The sequence below is a fragment of the Sphingobium sp. SCG-1 genome, from assembly GCF_002953135.1.
Taxonomy (GTDB): domain Bacteria; phylum Pseudomonadota; class Alphaproteobacteria; order Sphingomonadales; family Sphingomonadaceae; genus Sphingobium.
In genome coordinates this window covers 460,732-478,047 of the sequence record NZ_CP026372.1, presented here as the reverse complement: position 1 = coordinate 478,047, position 17,316 = coordinate 460,732, and the positions used below count along the sequence as shown (strand labels likewise).

Annotated in this window: 15 protein-coding genes; 8 read left to right on the top strand and 7 right to left on the bottom strand. The window is 62.1% G+C overall.

The features are described from left to right. Position 1: 1 nt before the first annotated feature. Both C1T17_RS02140 and C1T17_RS02135 read right to left on the bottom strand, forming a co-directional pair. On the bottom strand, positions 2–391 hold the full coding sequence (locus C1T17_RS02140; protein ID WP_104951999.1) for a cupin domain-containing protein: 390 nt from the start codon (positions 389–391) through the stop codon (positions 2–4). Further along, the gene (locus tag C1T17_RS02135) at positions 391–1,734 is read right to left on the bottom strand and encodes a polysaccharide lyase family 1 protein (RefSeq protein WP_104954951.1); all 1,344 of its coding nucleotides are present in this window, start codon (positions 1,732–1,734) and stop codon (positions 391–393) included. Before C1T17_RS02135 ends, C1T17_RS02140 begins: the two co-directional genes overlap by 1 nt. Positions 1,735–1,942: 208 nt before the next feature. Between C1T17_RS02135 and C1T17_RS02130 the strand changes: the two genes are divergently transcribed. From C1T17_RS02130 to C1T17_RS02120, 3 genes are all read left to right on the top strand, one after another. Next, complete coding sequence (locus tag C1T17_RS02130) at positions 1,943–4,903, top strand: TonB-dependent receptor (RefSeq protein ID WP_223262750.1); 2,961 nt, start codon at positions 1,943–1,945, stop codon at positions 4,901–4,903. Between the two features lie 85 nt (positions 4,904–4,988). Next, a complete protein-coding gene (locus tag C1T17_RS02125; protein WP_104951998.1) occupies positions 4,989–6,002 on the top strand; it encodes an alpha/beta hydrolase in 1,014 nt (337 codons plus the stop codon). A gap of 14 nt (positions 6,003–6,016) precedes the next feature. Then, the gene (locus C1T17_RS02120) at positions 6,017–7,621 is read left to right on the top strand and encodes a family 43 glycosylhydrolase (protein ID WP_104951997.1); all 1,605 of its coding nucleotides are present in this window, start codon (positions 6,017–6,019) and stop codon (positions 7,619–7,621) included. Positions 7,622–7,663: 42 nt separating this feature from the next. Here C1T17_RS02120 and bktB read toward each other — a convergent pair whose 3' ends face one another. The 5 genes from bktB to C1T17_RS02095 all read right to left on the bottom strand — a co-directional run bounded on the left by bktB (position 7,664) and on the right by C1T17_RS02095 (position 11,754). Beyond that, on the bottom strand, positions 7,664–8,863 hold the full coding sequence (bktB, locus tag C1T17_RS02115) for a beta-ketothiolase BktB (RefSeq protein WP_104951996.1): 1,200 nt from the start codon (positions 8,861–8,863) through the stop codon (positions 7,664–7,666). A 123-nt stretch (positions 8,864–8,986) separates the two neighbouring features. Then, positions 8,987–9,487 (bottom strand): hypothetical protein, encoded by a 501-nt coding sequence (locus C1T17_RS02110; RefSeq protein ID WP_104951995.1) that lies wholly within the window; start codon positions 9,485–9,487, stop codon positions 8,987–8,989. Between the two features lie 2 nt (positions 9,488–9,489). Continuing rightward, positions 9,490–9,894, bottom strand: coding sequence for a hypothetical protein (locus C1T17_RS02105; protein WP_104951994.1), 405 nt, complete (start codon positions 9,892–9,894; stop codon positions 9,490–9,492). A gap of 314 nt (positions 9,895–10,208) precedes the next feature. Beyond that, positions 10,209–10,802: a DUF2243 domain-containing protein gene (locus C1T17_RS02100; RefSeq protein WP_145958933.1), complete on the bottom strand. Its 594-nt coding sequence runs from the start codon at positions 10,800–10,802 to the stop codon at positions 10,209–10,211. A gap of 73 nt (positions 10,803–10,875) precedes the next feature. After that, positions 10,876–11,754, bottom strand: coding sequence for a LysR family transcriptional regulator (locus C1T17_RS02095; RefSeq protein ID WP_104951992.1), 879 nt, complete (start codon positions 11,752–11,754; stop codon positions 10,876–10,878). A 116-nt stretch (positions 11,755–11,870) separates the two neighbouring features. Between C1T17_RS02095 and C1T17_RS02090 the strand changes: the two genes are divergently transcribed. The 5 genes from C1T17_RS02090 to mmsB all read left to right on the top strand — a co-directional run bounded on the left by C1T17_RS02090 (position 11,871) and on the right by mmsB (position 17,290). Continuing rightward, the gene (locus tag C1T17_RS02090; RefSeq protein ID WP_104954949.1) at positions 11,871–13,367 is read left to right on the top strand and encodes a CoA-acylating methylmalonate-semialdehyde dehydrogenase; all 1,497 of its coding nucleotides are present in this window, start codon (positions 11,871–11,873) and stop codon (positions 13,365–13,367) included. Positions 13,368–13,428: 61 nt separating this feature from the next. Beyond that, positions 13,429–14,571 (top strand): acyl-CoA dehydrogenase family protein, encoded by a 1,143-nt coding sequence (locus C1T17_RS02085; protein ID WP_189338463.1) that lies wholly within the window; start codon positions 13,429–13,431, stop codon positions 14,569–14,571. Beyond that, positions 14,568–15,641: an enoyl-CoA hydratase/isomerase family protein gene (locus C1T17_RS02080; RefSeq protein ID WP_104951990.1), complete on the top strand. Its 1,074-nt coding sequence runs from the start codon at positions 14,568–14,570 to the stop codon at positions 15,639–15,641. Before C1T17_RS02085 ends, C1T17_RS02080 begins: the two co-directional genes overlap by 4 nt. After that, a complete protein-coding gene (locus tag C1T17_RS02075) occupies positions 15,631–16,410 on the top strand; it encodes an enoyl-CoA hydratase-related protein (RefSeq protein WP_104951989.1) in 780 nt (259 codons plus the stop codon). The genes C1T17_RS02080 and C1T17_RS02075 overlap by 11 nt, the downstream gene beginning before the upstream one ends. Continuing rightward, the gene (gene mmsB, locus C1T17_RS02070; protein ID WP_223262749.1) at positions 16,373–17,290 is read left to right on the top strand and encodes a 3-hydroxyisobutyrate dehydrogenase; all 918 of its coding nucleotides are present in this window, start codon (positions 16,373–16,375) and stop codon (positions 17,288–17,290) included. Before C1T17_RS02075 ends, mmsB begins: the two co-directional genes overlap by 38 nt. Positions 17,291–17,316 lie beyond the last annotated feature (26 nt).

Sequence of the window (17,316 nt, the reverse complement as noted above, 5' to 3'; positions counted from 1 at the left end):
TCTATTCTTTTACAACGGGATAGCTGATAATCAGCGACAGCGGTTCTTTCCCCAACTGGCGGATACCGACCTTCGCGCCGGTGTAAAGATAGGCTGCCATGCCAGGCTTCAGGGCCTTCCGGATGCCATCGGACTCCACTTCGCCCTCTCCCGAGAGAACATAATACACTTCGTCATGCGCGATCGGGTGGATGCCGATCGCCGCGCCCACGTGCAGCACGCGCTTGCGGAATTCCATGGTGCGCGGTTGAGGCACCGCGTCGCTGATGCGATAGGCGGTGCTCATCCCGATCTGGCCGTGCGGCGGCGGCTCCTCGCGCGCCACTTGCCGTTCGTCGATGACCGCCATCGGCGGGGCCGAGGCCAGCATCAGCGCCAGGATCATGCCCATTATTTCGCCTCCTGCCGCATCAATTTGTCGCGGTCGGACAGATGTTCCGCGATGTCCTCTTTCTGGCCCGGATAGCGGCCCGACTTCGGCTCCATCGTATCCAGGTTCCATTGCGCTTCGACGAAGGGCGCGCGCGTGGGCGTAAACTTGGGATAGCCGCCGACCGTTTTCTCGTCGTCGATGATCGATCCGCGCCCTTCCGCCACGAAGAACAGCACGCGCAAATCGTCGGCGTCGCGATCCCACGGGCGCGCACCCGCGTGCCACAGGACGTGAGTCTCCACATCGCGCGACGGCAGCACGTCGAGACCAGTCCACCAATCGAGCGGCTCGTTCTTCTCGATCAGCTTGGCGCGGGTTTCGCCATAGCGCCCGAACATGGGCAGCGCCTTGCCGAACTTGTCGACCGCAATGTTGTCCTTGCCATAATATTCCAGGTCGCCGTCGCCGCCCAGCGTCAGGAACGGCAGCCCCGCCGCTGTGGAATTACCGCCGCGCATGACATTGCCAACCGCAGACAGCCTACCGTTCTGATAGGGATGCTCCCCCCATTCCAGCGCCATCAGGTTGTAGTGGACCGCCCGCTCGCCCGGATCGTAGATGATGTTGTTGACGACCGACGCATGCACGCCACCCTTCAGCAGCGGATTGCGCTCCACATTATGCGCGTAGATGTTGCGGTAGATCAGGATATTGGTCGCATTGTCGTGAAGCAGCGTGCCTTTGCTATGCTCGCCTTTAGGATGGCTTGCGTTCGCCAATCCTTCCGCCGCCAGATTATAGGAAAAGGTGATGTTGTGCGATGTCGCCTTGCGCCATTCCTCCACCGTCTTGCCAGTAAAGCGTGGGCCGGAAGCGGACATGTTCTCGTCGATTGCCCAGCTGAACGTGCAGTGATCGATGATGATATCGTGACCGCCGACGGTCGAAAGCGCATCCGCTTCCCAGCCGCTTAGCAGAGGTTGCGAATCCACGCCGGTGCGGACGCGAATATGCCGCATCACTACGTCATGCGTGGCGATATCGATGCCCGACCGGATCAGCGTGATCCCTGGCGATGGGGCCGTCTGTCCCGCGATTGTGACATAAGGATTGCGGATCGTGATCGTCTGGCGCGCCATGTCGATGACGCCGCCGACTTCGAATACGATGATGCGTGGCCCTTCGGCTTCCAGCGCCGCTTTGAAACTGCCCGGCCCGCCCGCCGCGAGGGTGGTCACGCGGATGATCCGCCCGCCACGACCGCCCGGCGTCGTAGCCGCCCAGCCGACTGCACCTGGAAAGGCAAATTGCCCCTTTGCCGCAATCGCCGCAGGAGGCGTTGCCTTTGGCCCGGCGGCCATCGCCAAAGACGGCAGGGCCAGCGCGTAGCCAAGGCTTATCAATCCCTTAAGGGTCCAGTGCAGCAATGTTAGTCTCCTCTCTCAACCATTCTTGACATTGGGCGCAACTCGCTGCAAGTCTTGATTGACACCGGTGTCTAAAAAGTCGGCAGATCCGTGCGAGATCGTCAGTTTGGACAAAGGCCGGTAATTGGGAAGGGATGCCTAGATGAAGACGATGGAGAATGCTCAAATCCGTTCGCGGCCCGCAAAGTGGCTGTGCGCGGTGTCTGGAGCGGCGCTGGCGGTGGGTGCCGTCGCCCCCGCTCTTGCACAAACCACGGGCGCCGAGTCGCCGCCGGCAGCGGATCAGGCGGCTCCGGCAGAGGAACAAACGCAGGATATCGTTGTCACCGGTTTCCGCCAGTCTTTGGGTGCCGCAATCAACCTGAAGCGCGAAACGGTGAGCTCCGTAGACGCGATCGTGGCGGAGGATATCGCCAAGTTCCCCGATCAGAACCTTGCCGAGTCGTTGCAGCGTATTCCGGGCATTTCGATTCAGCGCGACGGCGGCGAGGGCCGTGCGATCACGGTACGCGGCCTCGGTTCGCAGTTCACTCGCGTTCGTCTTAATGGCCTCGAAACGGTGGCGACCTCGACCGACGGGGCCAGCCCCAATCGTGACCGCTCTTTCGACTTCAATGTCTTCGCGTCGGAGTTGTTCAGCTCTCTGGTGGTTCATAAGACTGCCGAAGCGAGCCTCGACGAAGGATCGCTCGGGGCGGTCGTGGACCTCAACACCGGAAATCCGCTGGGCGGCAAATACGGCCTGACGCTGGTCGGTTCGGCCACCGGCAGCTATAATGATCTTTCGAAGAAATGGGGTCCGCGCCTTGCGGGCATTGCGTCGTGGAAGTCTCCCGATGGCCGCCTTGGCGTCGCCGTCTCCGCAGCCTATTCTAAGCTGAAGACGCTGGAACTCGGCAACAATACAGTCCGGTGGCAGCAGGGCCGCTTCGACTCGGTGAATGGGGCACCCTGCTTCTACGACGCGACTCCCGTCGGCACGCCTCCAACCGGCTATATTTATACAGACAGACCGCGCCCAAACAGCGGCGGTTACTATCGACCTACCGCAACTTGCGATGCCGCGGCCCTCGCCTTCCATCCACGCATTCCACGCTACGGCGAAGTCAAGCATGACCGCGAGCGGCTGGGCATCACCGGTTCGGTGCAGTTTGCGCCGACCGACGCCACCAAGATTTCCATCGATGGCCTCTATTCGCGCTTCAAAGCGACACGCGAGGAGAAGTGGGGCGAAGTCCTGCTGCGTGGCAATGAGCGTTCCATCGACGTCAGCAACTACACGATCGATGGCGACAATAATTTGGTGAAGGCGACGCTCAACGACGCATGGGTGCGCACCGAACATTATCTGCGTAAATCGACGACAGAATTCTATCAGTTGGGCGCGACCTGGGATCAGGATGTCACCGACACGTTCCGTTTCACGCTGCTAGGTGGCTTCTCCAAGTCCGAAGCCGACATTCCGCTCGAAACGACGCTCGTGTTCGACGATCGCGACGCGCAGGGCTACACTTACGATTACACCAATATGCGCAAGCCGGTGCTGAGCTTCGGCACCAGCGTGACAGATCCCGCCAATTTCCAGCTTTCGGAAATTCGCGACCGTCCATCGACCACCACAAACAAGTTCAAGACGCTGCAACTGCGTACCGAATGGGACATGACCGAAGGCTTTCAGGTGAAGGCCGGTGCGGTGCACCGTCAGTTCGATTTCTCGACGATCGGCTTCACGCGCGATGCCGTCATCTGCCCGACAACCGCCACTGGCGGGCGCGACGCAGTGCTCGGCACCATTACCTGCACCGGTTCCAGCGTCTTTGGTCCTTCGGCAGTATATGGCTATCAGGCGACCTCTGCTCTCGGCGAAATTTTCGATCTGGGCAAAGCGGGCCAGTCAGCCGGCACCACGACGCAGTTCCTGATCCCGAACCTGCCTGCCGGAACCGAATTCACCGGCCTGTACGATCGCACCGCCGCCATCGATCCGGGCAATACGCGTAGCGTCACCGAGAAGACGACGGGCGGTTATCTCCAGTTCGACGTGAAGGGCGACTTGTTCGGCCTGGAATATGCGGCGAATGCGGGCGTCCGTTATGTAAAGACCAATCAAAGCTCCACCGGATTGGCGAGCGGGATCGCACGCACCATCAAGCGCTCTTATGATGACTGGCTGCCCGCGATGAACGTCGCGCTGTTCCCTATGCGTGACCTTATCATTCGCGCGTCAGCGGCGAAGGTCATCACACGGCCTAGCTTAGGTAGTCTAACTCCGGGCGGGTCAGTGGATGGCTTCAACTACAACATCAACTTCGGCAATCCCGAGCTTTTACCTTTTCGTGCAGCGTCTTACGATATCGGCATTGAATGGTATTTTGCTCCGCAATCTATTTTCTCGATTGCCCTTTTCAAAAAGGATGTCGCAAGTTTCCCAATCAGCCTGACCACTAGCGGCACCTATGCTTCGACGGGTCTGCCGCTATCCCTTATCCCGCCAAGCTCTCAAGCCGCCTCCAATCCCGAAGGGAGACTGTGGAACATCACGACCCCTGCCAATGGCGAGGGCGCGAGCCTGAAGGGCATCGAGATAGGTGTCCAAGGCCCCTTCAGCTTCCTGCCGGGCTTCCTGTCCCGCTTCGGCGGCATCGTGAACGCGACCTATGTGAAGTCGTCCGCCGATTATCTTGTGACCGGCCCGACAGTAAACGCCTGTGTGCCGGCAGCAAATCCGGCGTCGCCTTGTGGCTTTGGCCCCAACGTGACCACTACCCGGAGTTCCACGCTTTTCGGCCTTTCCAAGAAAGCGCTGAACGGCACGCTGTATTATGAGGACGAGAAGTTCAGCGCACGCGTGTCGGCCAGCTATCGCAGCGGTTTCGTCGATCAGAACAGCGGCACCGGAAACGTATTCGAGGGCTATAATTCGACGGTCAATGTGGACGCTTCGATCCGTTACAAGATCCTGCCATCCATCGAGCTGTCGCTGGAAGGGATCAACCTGACCGACGAATATCGCGACCGCTATACGGATGTCGATGCCAATCGAAACTATGAATACAACCATTTCGGCCGCACCATTCAGGTCGGCGCACGGTTCAAGATGTGAGTCACCAGTTTCACCTTTAAGGTGAGAGATGTGGCCAACCGCTGTCTGCACACGGCGGTTGGCCATTTTTTGTCAGGAGACGAGGATGAGCGATATCAGTCGGCGAACCATTGTCGGTGGAGCTTTGCTGGGCGCTTCGATGATCGCCACGGGCCGCGTAGCGTCACAGACGCCAGCGCCCGGCAATCGGCCGGGCAGCAAGTCCGTTCTGCCGCAGCCGCAGGAAACCATCGATTTGTGGCCAAAGGGCGCGCCGGGGCTGCCCGCAGGGGGGCTGGAGGAGGCCGTGCAGGAGCGCAGTACGGACCCAAGCTTCAACGATCGCGCCGTCATGAAGATCGCCCGCCCGCACATGGCGGTATTCCGTGCCGCCAAACCCAATGGGGCGGCGGTCATCATCACGCCCGGTGGCGGCTACAGTTGGGTCGTGGTCGACAAGGAAGGCTATGAAGTGGCCCCGCTTCTGGCGGCCAGAGGCATCACCGTATTCGTGCTGTTCTATCGCCTGCCGCATGAAGGCTGGGCGGCGGGGCCGGACGTGTGCCTGTCGGACGCGCAACGCGCCATGCGGATCGTGCGGAGCAGGGCTGCGGCCTATGGCATCGATCCGGAGCGCGTCGCCTTCATGGGATTTTCCGCCGGAGGACATTTGTGCGCGGACGTCGCGACGCGGTTCGATGCCACCACTTACGATCCCGTCGATGCGGCGGACCGGCAGTCCGCGCGTCCATTCCTTGCAGCGCCGATCTATCCGGTGATTTCAATGACCGCTCCCGCCTCGCATGGTGGGTCGCGCAAGAACCTGCTCGGCGCGACACCGACCGCCGAGCAGGAACGCGCGCACTCGCCCCACCGCAATGTGCCCGCCAACGCGCCGCCCTGCTTCCTCGTCCACGCGGAGGACGATGCGACTGTGCCGGTGGAAAACAGCCTGCTGTTCCGTCAGGCGCTGCGGGACAAAGGCATCCGCGTCGAAACGCATCTGTTCACTGAAGGTGGTCACGGCTTCGGTGTGAATCGCGCCAAGGGCAAGCCCGCCGCGATCTGGCCCGAGCTGTTCCTGAACTGGGCGGCATCGCAAAAACTGTTCGAGGCTTAAAAGGAGTTTCCGTAATGCCGCTTACTCGCCGCGATCTTCTGGCGTCCGCCACCGCTACGGCTGCGGCCGGGATGGCGGGCGGTGCCGCCGCTCCGGCAACCGCCGCGCCTGATGCGACCGCACCGTCTGAGACGAACTGGCGGCGCGGTCTCGATAATCAGCGCATGGCCGACCTGGGCGATGGCCGCTTCCTCAATCCGATCATGCCGGGGGACCATCCCGATCCGTCTATCCTGAAGGACGGCGCGAATTACTACATGACCTTCTCGACGTTTGATTCCTATCCGGGACTTGTCATCTGGCATTCGCGCGACCTGGTGAACTGGACCCCGCGCAAGGCGACGCTGACGAAGAACATTGGTTCGGTATGGGCGCCCGAACTGTGCAAGCACAAGGGCCGCTATTACATCTACATACCCGTCAAGGCGTCGCCCAATACGAGCTATGTCATTTGGGCGGATCATATCGACGGGCCGTGGAGCGAGCCGATCGACCTGCACCTGCCCGATCATATCGATCCTGGACATGCGGTTGGCGAAGATGGGTCGCGCTGGCTTTTCCTGTCGGGCGGGGATCGCATCCGGCTGACCGACGATGGGCTTTCGACGGTCGGCGCAGTCGAGCATGTTTATGATCCGTGGCGCTATCCCGACGATTGGGATGTCGAGGGTTTCTCCCCCGAAGGCCCCAAGGTGATGCGCCATGGCGCGTACTTTTATCTTGTGACGGCGGTGGGCGGAACCGCCGGGCCACCCACCGGGCACATGGTGATCGCCGCCCGCTCCCGCTCGATCAACGGCCCTTGGGAACATCATCCCGGCAACCCGATTGTGCGCACCACGAGCAAGGCGGAGAAATGGTGGTCGCGCGGGCACGCCACGCTGATCGAAGGGCCATCCGGGGATTGGTGGTCCGTCTATCACGGCTATGAGAATGGCTATTGGACGCTGGGCCGTCAGACCCTGCTCGATCCGGTCGAGTGGACCGACGACGGCTGGTTCGCGATGAAGGGCGGCGATTTGTCGCAGCCGATCGCCAAGCCGCGCGGCGGCCGCAAGGGACCGCATGGGCTGGCCCTGAGCGACAACTTTCACGATCTGGCGCTCGGCACGAAATGGAACTTCTTCAAACCCCGGCCGGACGAAGCGCGCCGCGTCCGCGTGGTGAACAACACGCTTATCTTGCAACCAGCCGGTATCAGCCCCCGAGATGGCGCGCCGCTGCTGCTGATCGCCGGAGATCAGGACTACCAGTTCGAATGTGAAATCGAAATCGCGCCGAAGGGAGTCGCGGGGCTACTGCTGTTCTACGACGAGCATCTATACTGTGGCCTCGGCTTCGACGCGCAGAAGTTCGTCACGCACCAATATGGCATGGAGCGTGGCCGCCCGGTCAATCCCTATGGCCGAAAGCTGCACATGCGTGTGACCAGCCGTGAGCACATCATCGCCTATCATCTGAGCCGCGATGGCAAGGACTGGCAGCGCTTCGACCGGGGCATGGAAGTCTCAGGCTACCATCACAATGTCCGGGGCGGCTTTCTGATGCTTCGCCCCGGCCTCTATGTTGCCGGTGAAGGTGAGGCACGATTCCGGAATTTCCGGTTTACCGCTTTGTAGTTCGACGCAAACTCTAGCAGGCCGAAAAACGGAAACGACCGTCTACTTCGCCGTCAGGTTCTCTATGACCATGGCGATGCCCTGACCGCCGCCGATGCACATGGTTATCAAGCCATAGCGCCCGCCGCTGCGTTGAAGTTCATAAACGGCCTTCACCGTCAGGATTGCACCGGTCGCGCCGACGGGATGGCCAAGCGCGATGCCGCTTCCGTTCGGATTGAGTTTGTCGGGATCGAACCCCAGTTCGTTCGCCACGGCGCAAGCCTGCGCCGCAAAGGCTTCATTGGCCTCGATCACATCGATCTGGTCCAGCGTCACCCCTGCCCGCGCCAATGCGATCGGCACGGCCTTGATCGGACCAATGCCCATGATGGTCGGATCGACACCGGCATGGCCCCAGCCAAGAATTTTGGCGAGTGGCTTCAATCCGTGCTCGTCCACTGCCTTTTGCGTCGCCAGCACCACCGCGGCTGCGCCGTCGTTGATGCCCGAGGCGTTGCCCGCAGTGACGGTGCCGCCCTCTTTCTTGAACGCGGGCCTCAGCTTGCCGAGGTCTTCGAGGCTGACGTCGGGGCGGACATGCTCGTCCGTGTCGAAGGCGACGACACCCTTGCGCGTCTTGACCTCGACCGGCACGATCTGATCCTTGAAGCGGCCTGCCGCGATAGCCGCCGCAGCGCGCTGATGCCCCTGATATGCCAGCGCATCCTGATCTTCGCGCGTAACCTGATACTGTTCCGCGACATTTTCACCGGTCACGCCCATGTGCATACCCTCGAACGGGTCGGCCAGCGTGTCCAGCAGCGCATCGAGCATCTTGACGGTGCCCATCTTCGTGCCCCAACGCGCCGTCTTCACGATGTGCGGCGAATTGCTCATGCTTTCCGCGCCGCCCGCAAGCGCCACGTCCGCCTCGCCCAGTGCCAAAGTCTGCGCCGCCGAGATGATGGCCTGCACACCCGATCCGCACAGGCGGTTGAGCGTCAGGGCAGGCGCGTCGACCGGCACCCCTGCGTTCACGCCGACCACGCGCGCAAGATAGGCATCCTTGGGCTCGGTCGGGATCACCTGCCCCATGATGACGTGCTGAACAGCGGCGGGCGTCAGGCCGGAACGCTCGATCGCCGCTACCGCTACGGTGCGTCCCAACTCTGCTGGCGGCACGTCTTTGAGAGCGCCGCCGAAGTCGCCGATCGCCGTGCGGGCCGCGCCCACGATGAAGATGTCCTGAATGTCCGTCATGGTGACCGTCAACTCCTTGACCCGGCAGAGCCGAAACGCCGGTTATGCGCGGTGCGCTACGCCATTTTCGTTTGGCAGCGCAATAGGGATCGGCAAGTTCAACGGATCGTACTACGTGGCTGTCTATGCTGACAAAGGGGATGCCGCTCCCTGGGCGAGCATGGATGGAAGCAGGCCGTGCAATTCCCGCAGGCTGCTCTCCGCATCACGATGATGCACGAAGGTGCCGCCCGCAGCTTCCCACAAGTGACGGTGCTTCAGCGTGTCGTCGACCAATATGTCGTCGGGGCGGCAATGACGCCGCTTCTCTGCCGCCATGCAAGTGATGATCCTGGTGCCCGGAAAGTGCTGCGCGGCCCAGCGCTCCTTTTGCGCCTCCGCCCATCCGCCGCTCGGGCATCCGGTCAGGATGATCGGATCGAGATGGCGCACCGCATCGAATAACCGCATGGCGTCCGGCATCAGCGGCAAAGTTGCGTAGAAATCCGGTGTGCGGGCAATACGCTTCCAGAACTCGGAAAGGCCGTGTCGCCGCTCAAATGCCCGCGGCGGCAAACCCAGCACGCGAGTCGCGGCGCTATCGAAATCGGCCAGCACGCCGTCGCAATCGAGATACAGTTGCACCGTCAGAACCAGGCCGGGATCAGAGTAATTGGAACCGGGTCATCCAGCGGCACCCAGCCCAGCTTTGCGATCACATCGTTGCTTTCCACTGCGCGGCGATCGCGGCCCGAGTCCAGCGCCCAGGTTATGTGGTAAGTGCCGCCATCCGGTCGATCCGTCGTGCCGCCGATGCGGACCACCATCGCCTGAAGCCCCTCACCATCGCTAATCCCGCCGACGATCTCTCCAACCCTCTTCGTAGGCAGCGGCGTGCCCTGCGGCGCTTTGGAGTCCAGGGTGACATGATCCGCGACTGCATTGGGCCACTCGGGCGGAAAGCGTTGGAGCAAAGCTTCGCGCTCCGCGGCGTCGAGTTTCCAGCCAAGCACATGGCCCTGCTTCGACGCCTGTTGCTGTTCGCCTGCCATTGCCAGTCTCCTGCGCCAGAACCTGTCATTGCAGCGACGCGGCGCCATTGCCCATGTTAGACGCTGGCGTTTTCGTCGCGTGCGGGACGCTATTCAGCGTTTTGGCTCGGCCTTTGTGAAAGCGAGGCAGCCGGTTAAGGCTGGCGCGCTCGTGATCGCCAACGCACCCTCGCGGTAGAGGGACCAGTAGCGCAACGGGCCTATGTTGGCCGCCAGCACGTAGCTGCCTTCCGGGTCCAGCAGAATGACCTGCCCACCTGCGCCGACGACGGCATTCAGTGCGTCAGCCGCTCTGGTCTGCGGCCGGAACAGGATCAGCGTACTCGCATTGGCGGGGGAATATTGGCGACGACGGAAGACGCCACAATCACGCCCAGCAACAGCCAAGCGGCCCCGGTGCCGGTCCTGCCCGCGATGGCCTTCGTACAGCAGAGCCTATAGCCGACCAGCGCGACCGCAAGGCCCAAGCCGAGAAACCAGATGAGATCGTAGAGCAGCGGATCGGGAACATCGATGCGAGTCCGGTGCAGGCCGAGCATCCAATGCACCAGCGCGACATCGATCATGTTCCACACGCCGAAGCCCATCAGCACACCACCGAGCAGCCGCCGCCCCGCACCATGCCGCGCCAACACCGACCGCCGCCGCCAAAGAGTATAGAGACCGGTAATCATCAGCAGGTAGACAGCGACGTGGAACAGGCCATCGCCAAGGATTTGCATCCTGACATCGCGCAGACCTCCGCCCCCGACGAGGCTCAGGAAATGATGCCACTGCAATATCTGGTGCAGCAATATGCCATCGAAGAAGCCGCTGAGCGCCATCCCCAATATGAACGCGCCAGGCACGGAAGCCGCGCGGCGCGGTGCGCCCGCTCTTGACCGGGTTTTGCGATCGTCATGGGACACAGTGCGCCTTCCGATGTAGGGAGGGATCACGCATTCACATGCGTTGTGCCGTCTGCCGGATTCCCTCGCCGATCTATGAACGCAGCAGGGCCGCGCGTTGCTGGAGCCAGTTCTGGACTGCGCCGATACGGGCGAGGGACGTGAGATCGCTATGCGTGACGAGCCAGAAGCTGCGGATCAGTTCCACGTCATGTTCAAGGATCGGCACCAGCCGCGCATCGGTCCTGCCGATGAAGGCCGGTAGAACACCGATCCCTGCCCCGCTCGCGATCATACGATATTGGACGTTGATGCTCGTGCTGCGCAGATGGGGTTCGAGGCCCGGTTCGATGTCGTCGAGATAATCAAGCTCAGGCGAGAAGATCAGGTCAGGGATGTAGCCGATCAGGCGGTGGTTCTTCAACGCGCCGCGCGTCGTCGGCACACCGGCCTTGGCGAGATAATCCGACGTCGCATAAAGATGCAGCCGATAATCGCCCAGCCGTTTGACCGTCAGGCGGCCCCGCTGCGGACGCCCCAGCATGACTGCCATATCGGCCTCTCGCTTGGAGGGATTGAGGAAGCCGGATGCAGTCACAATGTCGAGGCGGATGCCCGGATTATCGACATGGAACGCCGCCAGATCAGGAGCCAGCACCCATGTTCCGAACCCTTCGGCAACGGACAGCCGCACATGGCCCGACAGGCCGCCGGGCGTGCCGGTCATATCCTCCGCCGCGGCCAGCGCCGCGCTCTCCACCTGTTCAGCGTGCCGCATGAGCGCCCGGCCCTGTTCGGTCAGACTCCGTTCGCCTCCCGACGTTTCGAACAATTCGACGCCGATCGTACTGCTGAGACGCGCCAGCCGTCGCGAGACGGTCGTCGCCTCCACGCCCAATGAGCGCGCTGCCGGAGAAATCTTTCGCGACCGGGCGACGGCCAGAAATATCTTGAGGTCGTCCCAATCGAACATTCGGCCCCTATGCTGCATTATTGCAGCTTCAGCCTGCAAATTTAGCCGATTGCGTGCAAAGCCGCAATAGCTCACTGTCGAATCACGATATTTTCAAACTGCACGAGTCCCATGACATGCGCCAGATTTCACACAGCCTAGCCTTCGATCATGCCGAACCGGCACAGCGCTTTTCCGATGTCTTCGACCCCAACAACGGCAGCGTGCAGGCCCGCGTAGCCTTGGGCGACCGGGCACTGCTCGATGCCGCCGTCGAGGCCGCGAAGAAGGCGCAGCCAGCATGGGCCGCGGTCAATCCGCAACGTCGCGCCCGCGTCATGTTCAACTTCAAGGCGCTGGTCGAGAAGAACATGGACGAGCTGGCGCATCTGCTCTCCTCCGAACATGGCAAGGTGATCGCGGACTCAAAGGGCGACATTCAGCGCGGTCTTGAAGTCATCGAATTTTGCTGCGGCATCCCGCATGTGCTGAAGGGCGAATATACGCAGGGCGCGGGTCCGGGCATCGACGTCTATTCCTTTCGTCAGCCGGTCGGCATTGGCGCAGGCATCACCCCCTTCAACTTCCCCGGCATGATTCCGCTGTGGATGTCCGGCGTGGCGATCGCCACCGGCAACGCCTTCATCATGAAGCCGTCCGAGCGCGATCCCTCGGTCCCCGTACGCCTTGCTGAATTATTCAGCGAAGCAGGCCTGCCCGATGGCATCCTTCAGGTTCTGCATGGCGACAAGGAAATGGTCGACGCGATTCTCGATCATCCCGACATCAAGGCGGTGAGCTTCGTCGGCTCGTCCGACATCGCGCACTACGTCTATAACCGCGGCGTCGCAGCGGGTAAGCGCGTGCAGGCGATGGGGGGTGCGAAGAACCATGGCATCGTCATGCCCGACGCCGATCTCGACCAGGTCGTCAACGACCTCTCCGGCGCAGCCTTCGGTTCGGCGGGCGAGCGTTGCATGGCATTGCCGGTCGTCGTGCCGGTGGGTGAGAAGACCGCCGCCAACCTGCGCGAAAAGCTGATCCCGGCGATCGAAGCGCTGCGTGTCGGCGTCTCCACCGATGCCGAAGCGCATTACGGCCCGGTCGTGACTGCCGCGCACAAGCAGAAGATCGAGAACTGGATCCAGACCGGTGTCGATGAAGGCGCGGAGCTGGTGGTCGACGGCCGCGGCTTCAAGCTGCAGGGCCATGAGGAAGGCTTCTTCGTCGGCCCGACGCTGTTCGATCATGTCACGACCGATATGTCGGCGTACAAGGAAGAAATCTTCGGCCCTGTGCTCCAGATCGTACGCGCCGAGAGCTTCGAGGAAGCCGTCGCGCTTCCGTCGAAGCATCAATATGGCAATGGCGTCGCGATCTTCACGCGCAACGGCCACGCCGCGCGCGAATTTGCCGCGCGCGTCGATGTCGGCATGGTCGGGATCAACGTGCCGATCCCCGTGCCCGTCGCCTACCACACCTTCGGCGGATGGAAGCGGTCGGCCTTCGGCGACACCAATCAGCACGGCATGGAAGGCGTCAAGTTCTGGACCAAGGTCAAGACGATCACGCAGCGCTGGCCGGACGGCGGCGGCACCGGAGATAGCGCTTTCGTTATCCCGACCATGGGGTAAACCGCCGGATGAATGGAGGGTGGGCACAGGTCCGCCCTCTTCCAGTAACAGGCAACCGTTGATGACTCAGTTCGACCTTACCGACGACCAGCGCGAGATACAGAATCTCGCGCGCCGCTTTACGGCAGACGCCATTACGCCGCATGCGGCGGAGTGGGACGAGAAGCATATCTTCCCGCGCGATACGATCCGCGCCGCCGCCGAACTGGGCTTCGGCAGTATCTATGTGTCAGAGGAATCGGGCGGCATCGGCCTCGGGCGGCTCGAATCGGCGATCATCATGGAGGCGATGGCTTATGGCTGTCCTTCCACCAGCGCATTTATCTCCATCCACAACATGGCCGCGTGGATGATCGACCGCTTCGGCAACGATACGGTGAAGTCGCGTTATCTGCCCGACCTCGTGTCCATGACGCGCCTCGCGAGCTACTGCCTGACCGAAGCGGGCGCAGGGTCGGACGCGGCAAGCCTCAAGACCAAGGCCGTGAAGGACGGCGACGATTACGTCATTACCGGATCGAAGCAGTTCATTTCGGGCGGCGGCGAGAATGAAGTCTATGTCGTCATGGCCCGCACGAGCGACGATGGCGCGAAGGGGATTTCCTGCTTCGTCGTCGAGAAGGACATGCCCGGCGTCAGCTTCGGCGCGCAGGAGCGCAAGCTTGGCTGGCATTCGCAACCGACCGCGCAAGTCAATTTCGACGGCGTGCGGATACCCGCCACCAACCGGGTGGGCGGCGAAGGCGAAGGCTTCCGGATCGCGATGATGGGGCTGGACGGTGGCCGCCTGAATATCGGCGCCTGCTCGCTGGGCGGCGCGCAGCGGTGCCTGGACGAAGCCGTCACTTATACCAAGGACCGCAAGCAATTCGGCCAGAGCATTTCCGATTTTCAGGCGACGCAGTTCACGCTGGCGGACATGGTGACCGAGCTTGAGGCCGCGCGCGTGCTGCTTTATGCAGCGGCAGTGAAAGTCACCGAGAATGCGCCGGACAAGACACCCTTTGCTGCAATGGCCAAGCGCCTTGCCACCGACACCGGTTCGTCGGTCGTCGACCGCGCGCTTCAGCTTCACGGCGGCTATGGCTATCTGATGGACTATCCGATCGAACGCTTCTGGCGCGACTTGCGTGTCCATTCGATTCTGGAGGGGACCAATCAGGTGATGCGCATGATTATCGCACGGGACATGCTGCGCCAATGACGGACGAGGTTCTGATATCGGTCGAAGGCGCAGTAGGCCGCATCCGCCTCAACCGGCCCAAGGCGATCCACGCGCTGACGCCCGGCATGTGCGAAGCCATCGTTCAGGCATTGCTCGACTGGCGACAGGATGACGGCATCATCGCGGTGATGATCGACCATGCCGAAGGGCGCGGCTTTTGCGCTGGCGGTGACATCGCCCTGATCGCGAACAGCGCGAAAAGCGACTGCAAGGATGCGGAGCGCTTTTTCCATATCGAATATCGGATGAACCATCTGCTGTTCGTCTACGAAAAACCGATCGTCGCCTTCATGGACGGCATCACCATGGGCGGCGGCGTGGGTATTTCGCTGCCCGCGCGATACCGGGTCGCGACGGAGCGCACGGTGTTCGCGATGCCGGAAACCGGGATCGGCCTGTTCCCGGACGTGGGCGGCGGCTGGTTCTTGCCGCGCCTGCCAGGACGGATTGGCGTCTATCTCGCGACGACTGGCAACCGGATCAACGGCGCGGATGCAAAGGCGATCGGCCTTGCCACGCACTATATGTCCTCCGAGAGGTTGGAGGAGGTGAAGGATCACATCCTGACCGATCCTGAAACGCTTTCGGCGGTCCTCGATCAGGCGGATGAAACGCCGCCACCGTCAGCGCTTGAGGCACAGCGCACGGACATCGATCGTTTGTTCGCGTCGGACCGCTACGAGGATATTTTGGCCAGCCTGAAGGCCGAAGGTTCGGAATGGGCGGACAAGATGCTCTCCGTCCTTGCCACCAAGTCGCCGCAGACGATCAAGGTCGCGCTCCGCCAACTGTCCGACGGCGCACGGTTCACCGATTTCGCGGACAATATGCGCAATGAATATCGCATCGCGCATCATGTCATCCGCCGTCCGGATTTCGTAGAAGGCGTGCGCGCACTGATCTTCGAGAAGGACAATGCGCCGCAATGGAACCCGTCCTCTCCCGAGGTGGTCAGCGACGCGCTCATTGATTCGCTCTTTGCCCCCCTTGCGGCCGATCAGGAATGGACGCCGCTTCCCGAACTGGAGCCCAACCGCCATGTCCTATGAAACCATTCTCGTGGAAAAGCGCGACGCCGTCACGCTCATCACTCTCAATCGCCCACAGGCGCTGAACGCGCTGAACCAGCAGGTGCTGGCCGACCTGATCGACGCCTTCGCCGCCTATGACGCAGATCCCACGCAGCGTTGCGCCGTACTGACCGGCAGCGGCGAAAAGGCGTTTGCTGCGGGCGCGGACATCAAGGAAATGGCCGACAAGGCCGCAGCGGATTTCTTCCTCGAAGACTTTTTTTCGCAGTGGACCAGCCGGGTCACGGCGACGCGCAAACCCTGGATCGCGGCCGTTGCAGGTTTCGCACTGGGCGGCGGATGCGAATTGGCGATGATGGCGGACTTCATCATCGCAGCGGACACCGCGAAGTTCGGTCAGCCGGAGATCAAGCTGGGCGTCGCGCCCGGCATGGGCGGATCGCAGCGCCTGACGCGCGCCGTGGGCAAGGCCAAGGCAATGGAAATGTGCCTGACGGGCCGGACGATGGACGCCAAGGAAGCCGAAAGCTCGGGCTTGGTCGCGCGCATCGTGCCTGCCGCCGATCTGCTGAATGATGCCTTGAAGACTGCCGCGACGATCGCGTCGATGCCGCCCATGGCCGCGCTGATTAACAAGGAGATGGTGAACATCGCCTTTGATACCACCCTCAGCCAAAGCCTGCTGACGGAGCGCCGCTTGTTCCAGATTCTCGCCGCAACCGAGGACAAGAAGGAAGGAATGGCCGCCTTTGTCGAGAAACGCCCCGGCACATGGAAGGGCCGCTGACATGACCAAGACGATCGGCTTCATCGGCCTTGGCAATATGGGTGGCGGCATGGCGGCCAACCTCGTCAAGAACGGCTATGCCGTGCGCGCCTTCGACCTGTCGGAAGAGGCTCTTGCGAAGGCGGAGGCTGCGGGCGTGACCCGATCCACCAGCGCCGCCGACGCAGCGGCAGGCGCGGACGCCGTCGTCACAATGCTGCCGGCAGGCAAGCATGTGGACGCTGTATATAATGGAGAAGTGTTCGAGGCAGCCAAGCCCGGTGCCCTGCTCCTCGACTGCTCGACCATCGATGTCGCGACTGCGCGTCGGGTGATCGAAGCAGCCGTCGCCAAAGGCTTCCTGATGGCCGATGCGCCAGTGTCCGGAGGCATTGCCGCCGCCAATGGCGGCACGCTGACCTTCATGGTCGGCGGCACCGATGAGGCATTCGATATGGCCAAGCCGATCCTGTCCGCCATGGGCAAGGCCGTGATCCATGCCGGTGGCGCGGGCAACGGACAGGCCGCCAAGATCTGCAACAATATGCTGCTTGGCGCAACGATGATCGCGACGTGCGAGAGCTTCGCCATGGCGCAGAAGCTGGGCCTCGATCCACAAACCTTCTACGACATCTCCAGCGTGGCGTCGGGTCAAAGCTGGTCGATGACGAGCTACTGCCCGCTCCCCGGCGTTGGCCCACAAAGCCCGGCGGACAATGACTATAAGGGCGGCTTCGCGACGGCGCTGATGCTCAAGGATCTGAAACTTGCGACGGAAGCCGCAGCCTCGGTCAACGCCAGCGTTCCGATGGGTCACGCCGCCGAAGCGCTCTATCAATTGCTCGCCAACAAGGGCGAAGGCGGACGCGACTTCTCCGCGATCATCCAGTTGCTGTCGTAAAAGGCGGCTTGAACGCCGATCCGCCA

Coding starts and splice junctions, on each gene's coding strand:
- C1T17_RS02140 (WP_104951999.1), bottom strand. CDS start 391: ATGGGCATGATCCTGGCGCTGATGCTGGCCTCGGCCCCGCCGATGGCG.
- C1T17_RS02135 (WP_104954951.1), bottom strand. CDS start 1,734: ATGGCCGCCGGGCCAAAGGCAACGCCTCCTGCGGCGATTGCGGCAAAG.
- C1T17_RS02130 (WP_223262750.1), top strand. CDS start 1,943: ATGAAGACGATGGAGAATGCTCAAATCCGTTCGCGGCCCGCAAAGTGG.
- C1T17_RS02125 (WP_104951998.1), top strand. CDS start 4,989: ATGAGCGATATCAGTCGGCGAACCATTGTCGGTGGAGCTTTGCTGGGC.
- C1T17_RS02120 (WP_104951997.1), top strand. CDS start 6,017: ATGCCGCTTACTCGCCGCGATCTTCTGGCGTCCGCCACCGCTACGGCT.
- bktB (WP_104951996.1), bottom strand. CDS start 8,863: ATGACGGACATTCAGGACATCTTCATCGTGGGCGCGGCCCGCACGGCG.
- C1T17_RS02105 (WP_104951994.1), bottom strand. CDS start 9,894: ATGGCAGGCGAACAGCAACAGGCGTCGAAGCAGGGCCATGTGCTTGGC.
- C1T17_RS02095 (WP_104951992.1), bottom strand. CDS start 11,754: ATGTTCGATTGGGACGACCTCAAGATATTTCTGGCCGTCGCCCGGTCG.
- C1T17_RS02090 (WP_104954949.1), top strand. CDS start 11,871: ATGCGCCAGATTTCACACAGCCTAGCCTTCGATCATGCCGAACCGGCA.
- C1T17_RS02085 (WP_189338463.1), top strand. CDS start 13,429: ATGACTCAGTTCGACCTTACCGACGACCAGCGCGAGATACAGAATCTC.
- C1T17_RS02080 (WP_104951990.1), top strand. CDS start 14,568: ATGACGGACGAGGTTCTGATATCGGTCGAAGGCGCAGTAGGCCGCATC.
- C1T17_RS02075 (WP_104951989.1), top strand. CDS start 15,631: ATGTCCTATGAAACCATTCTCGTGGAAAAGCGCGACGCCGTCACGCTC.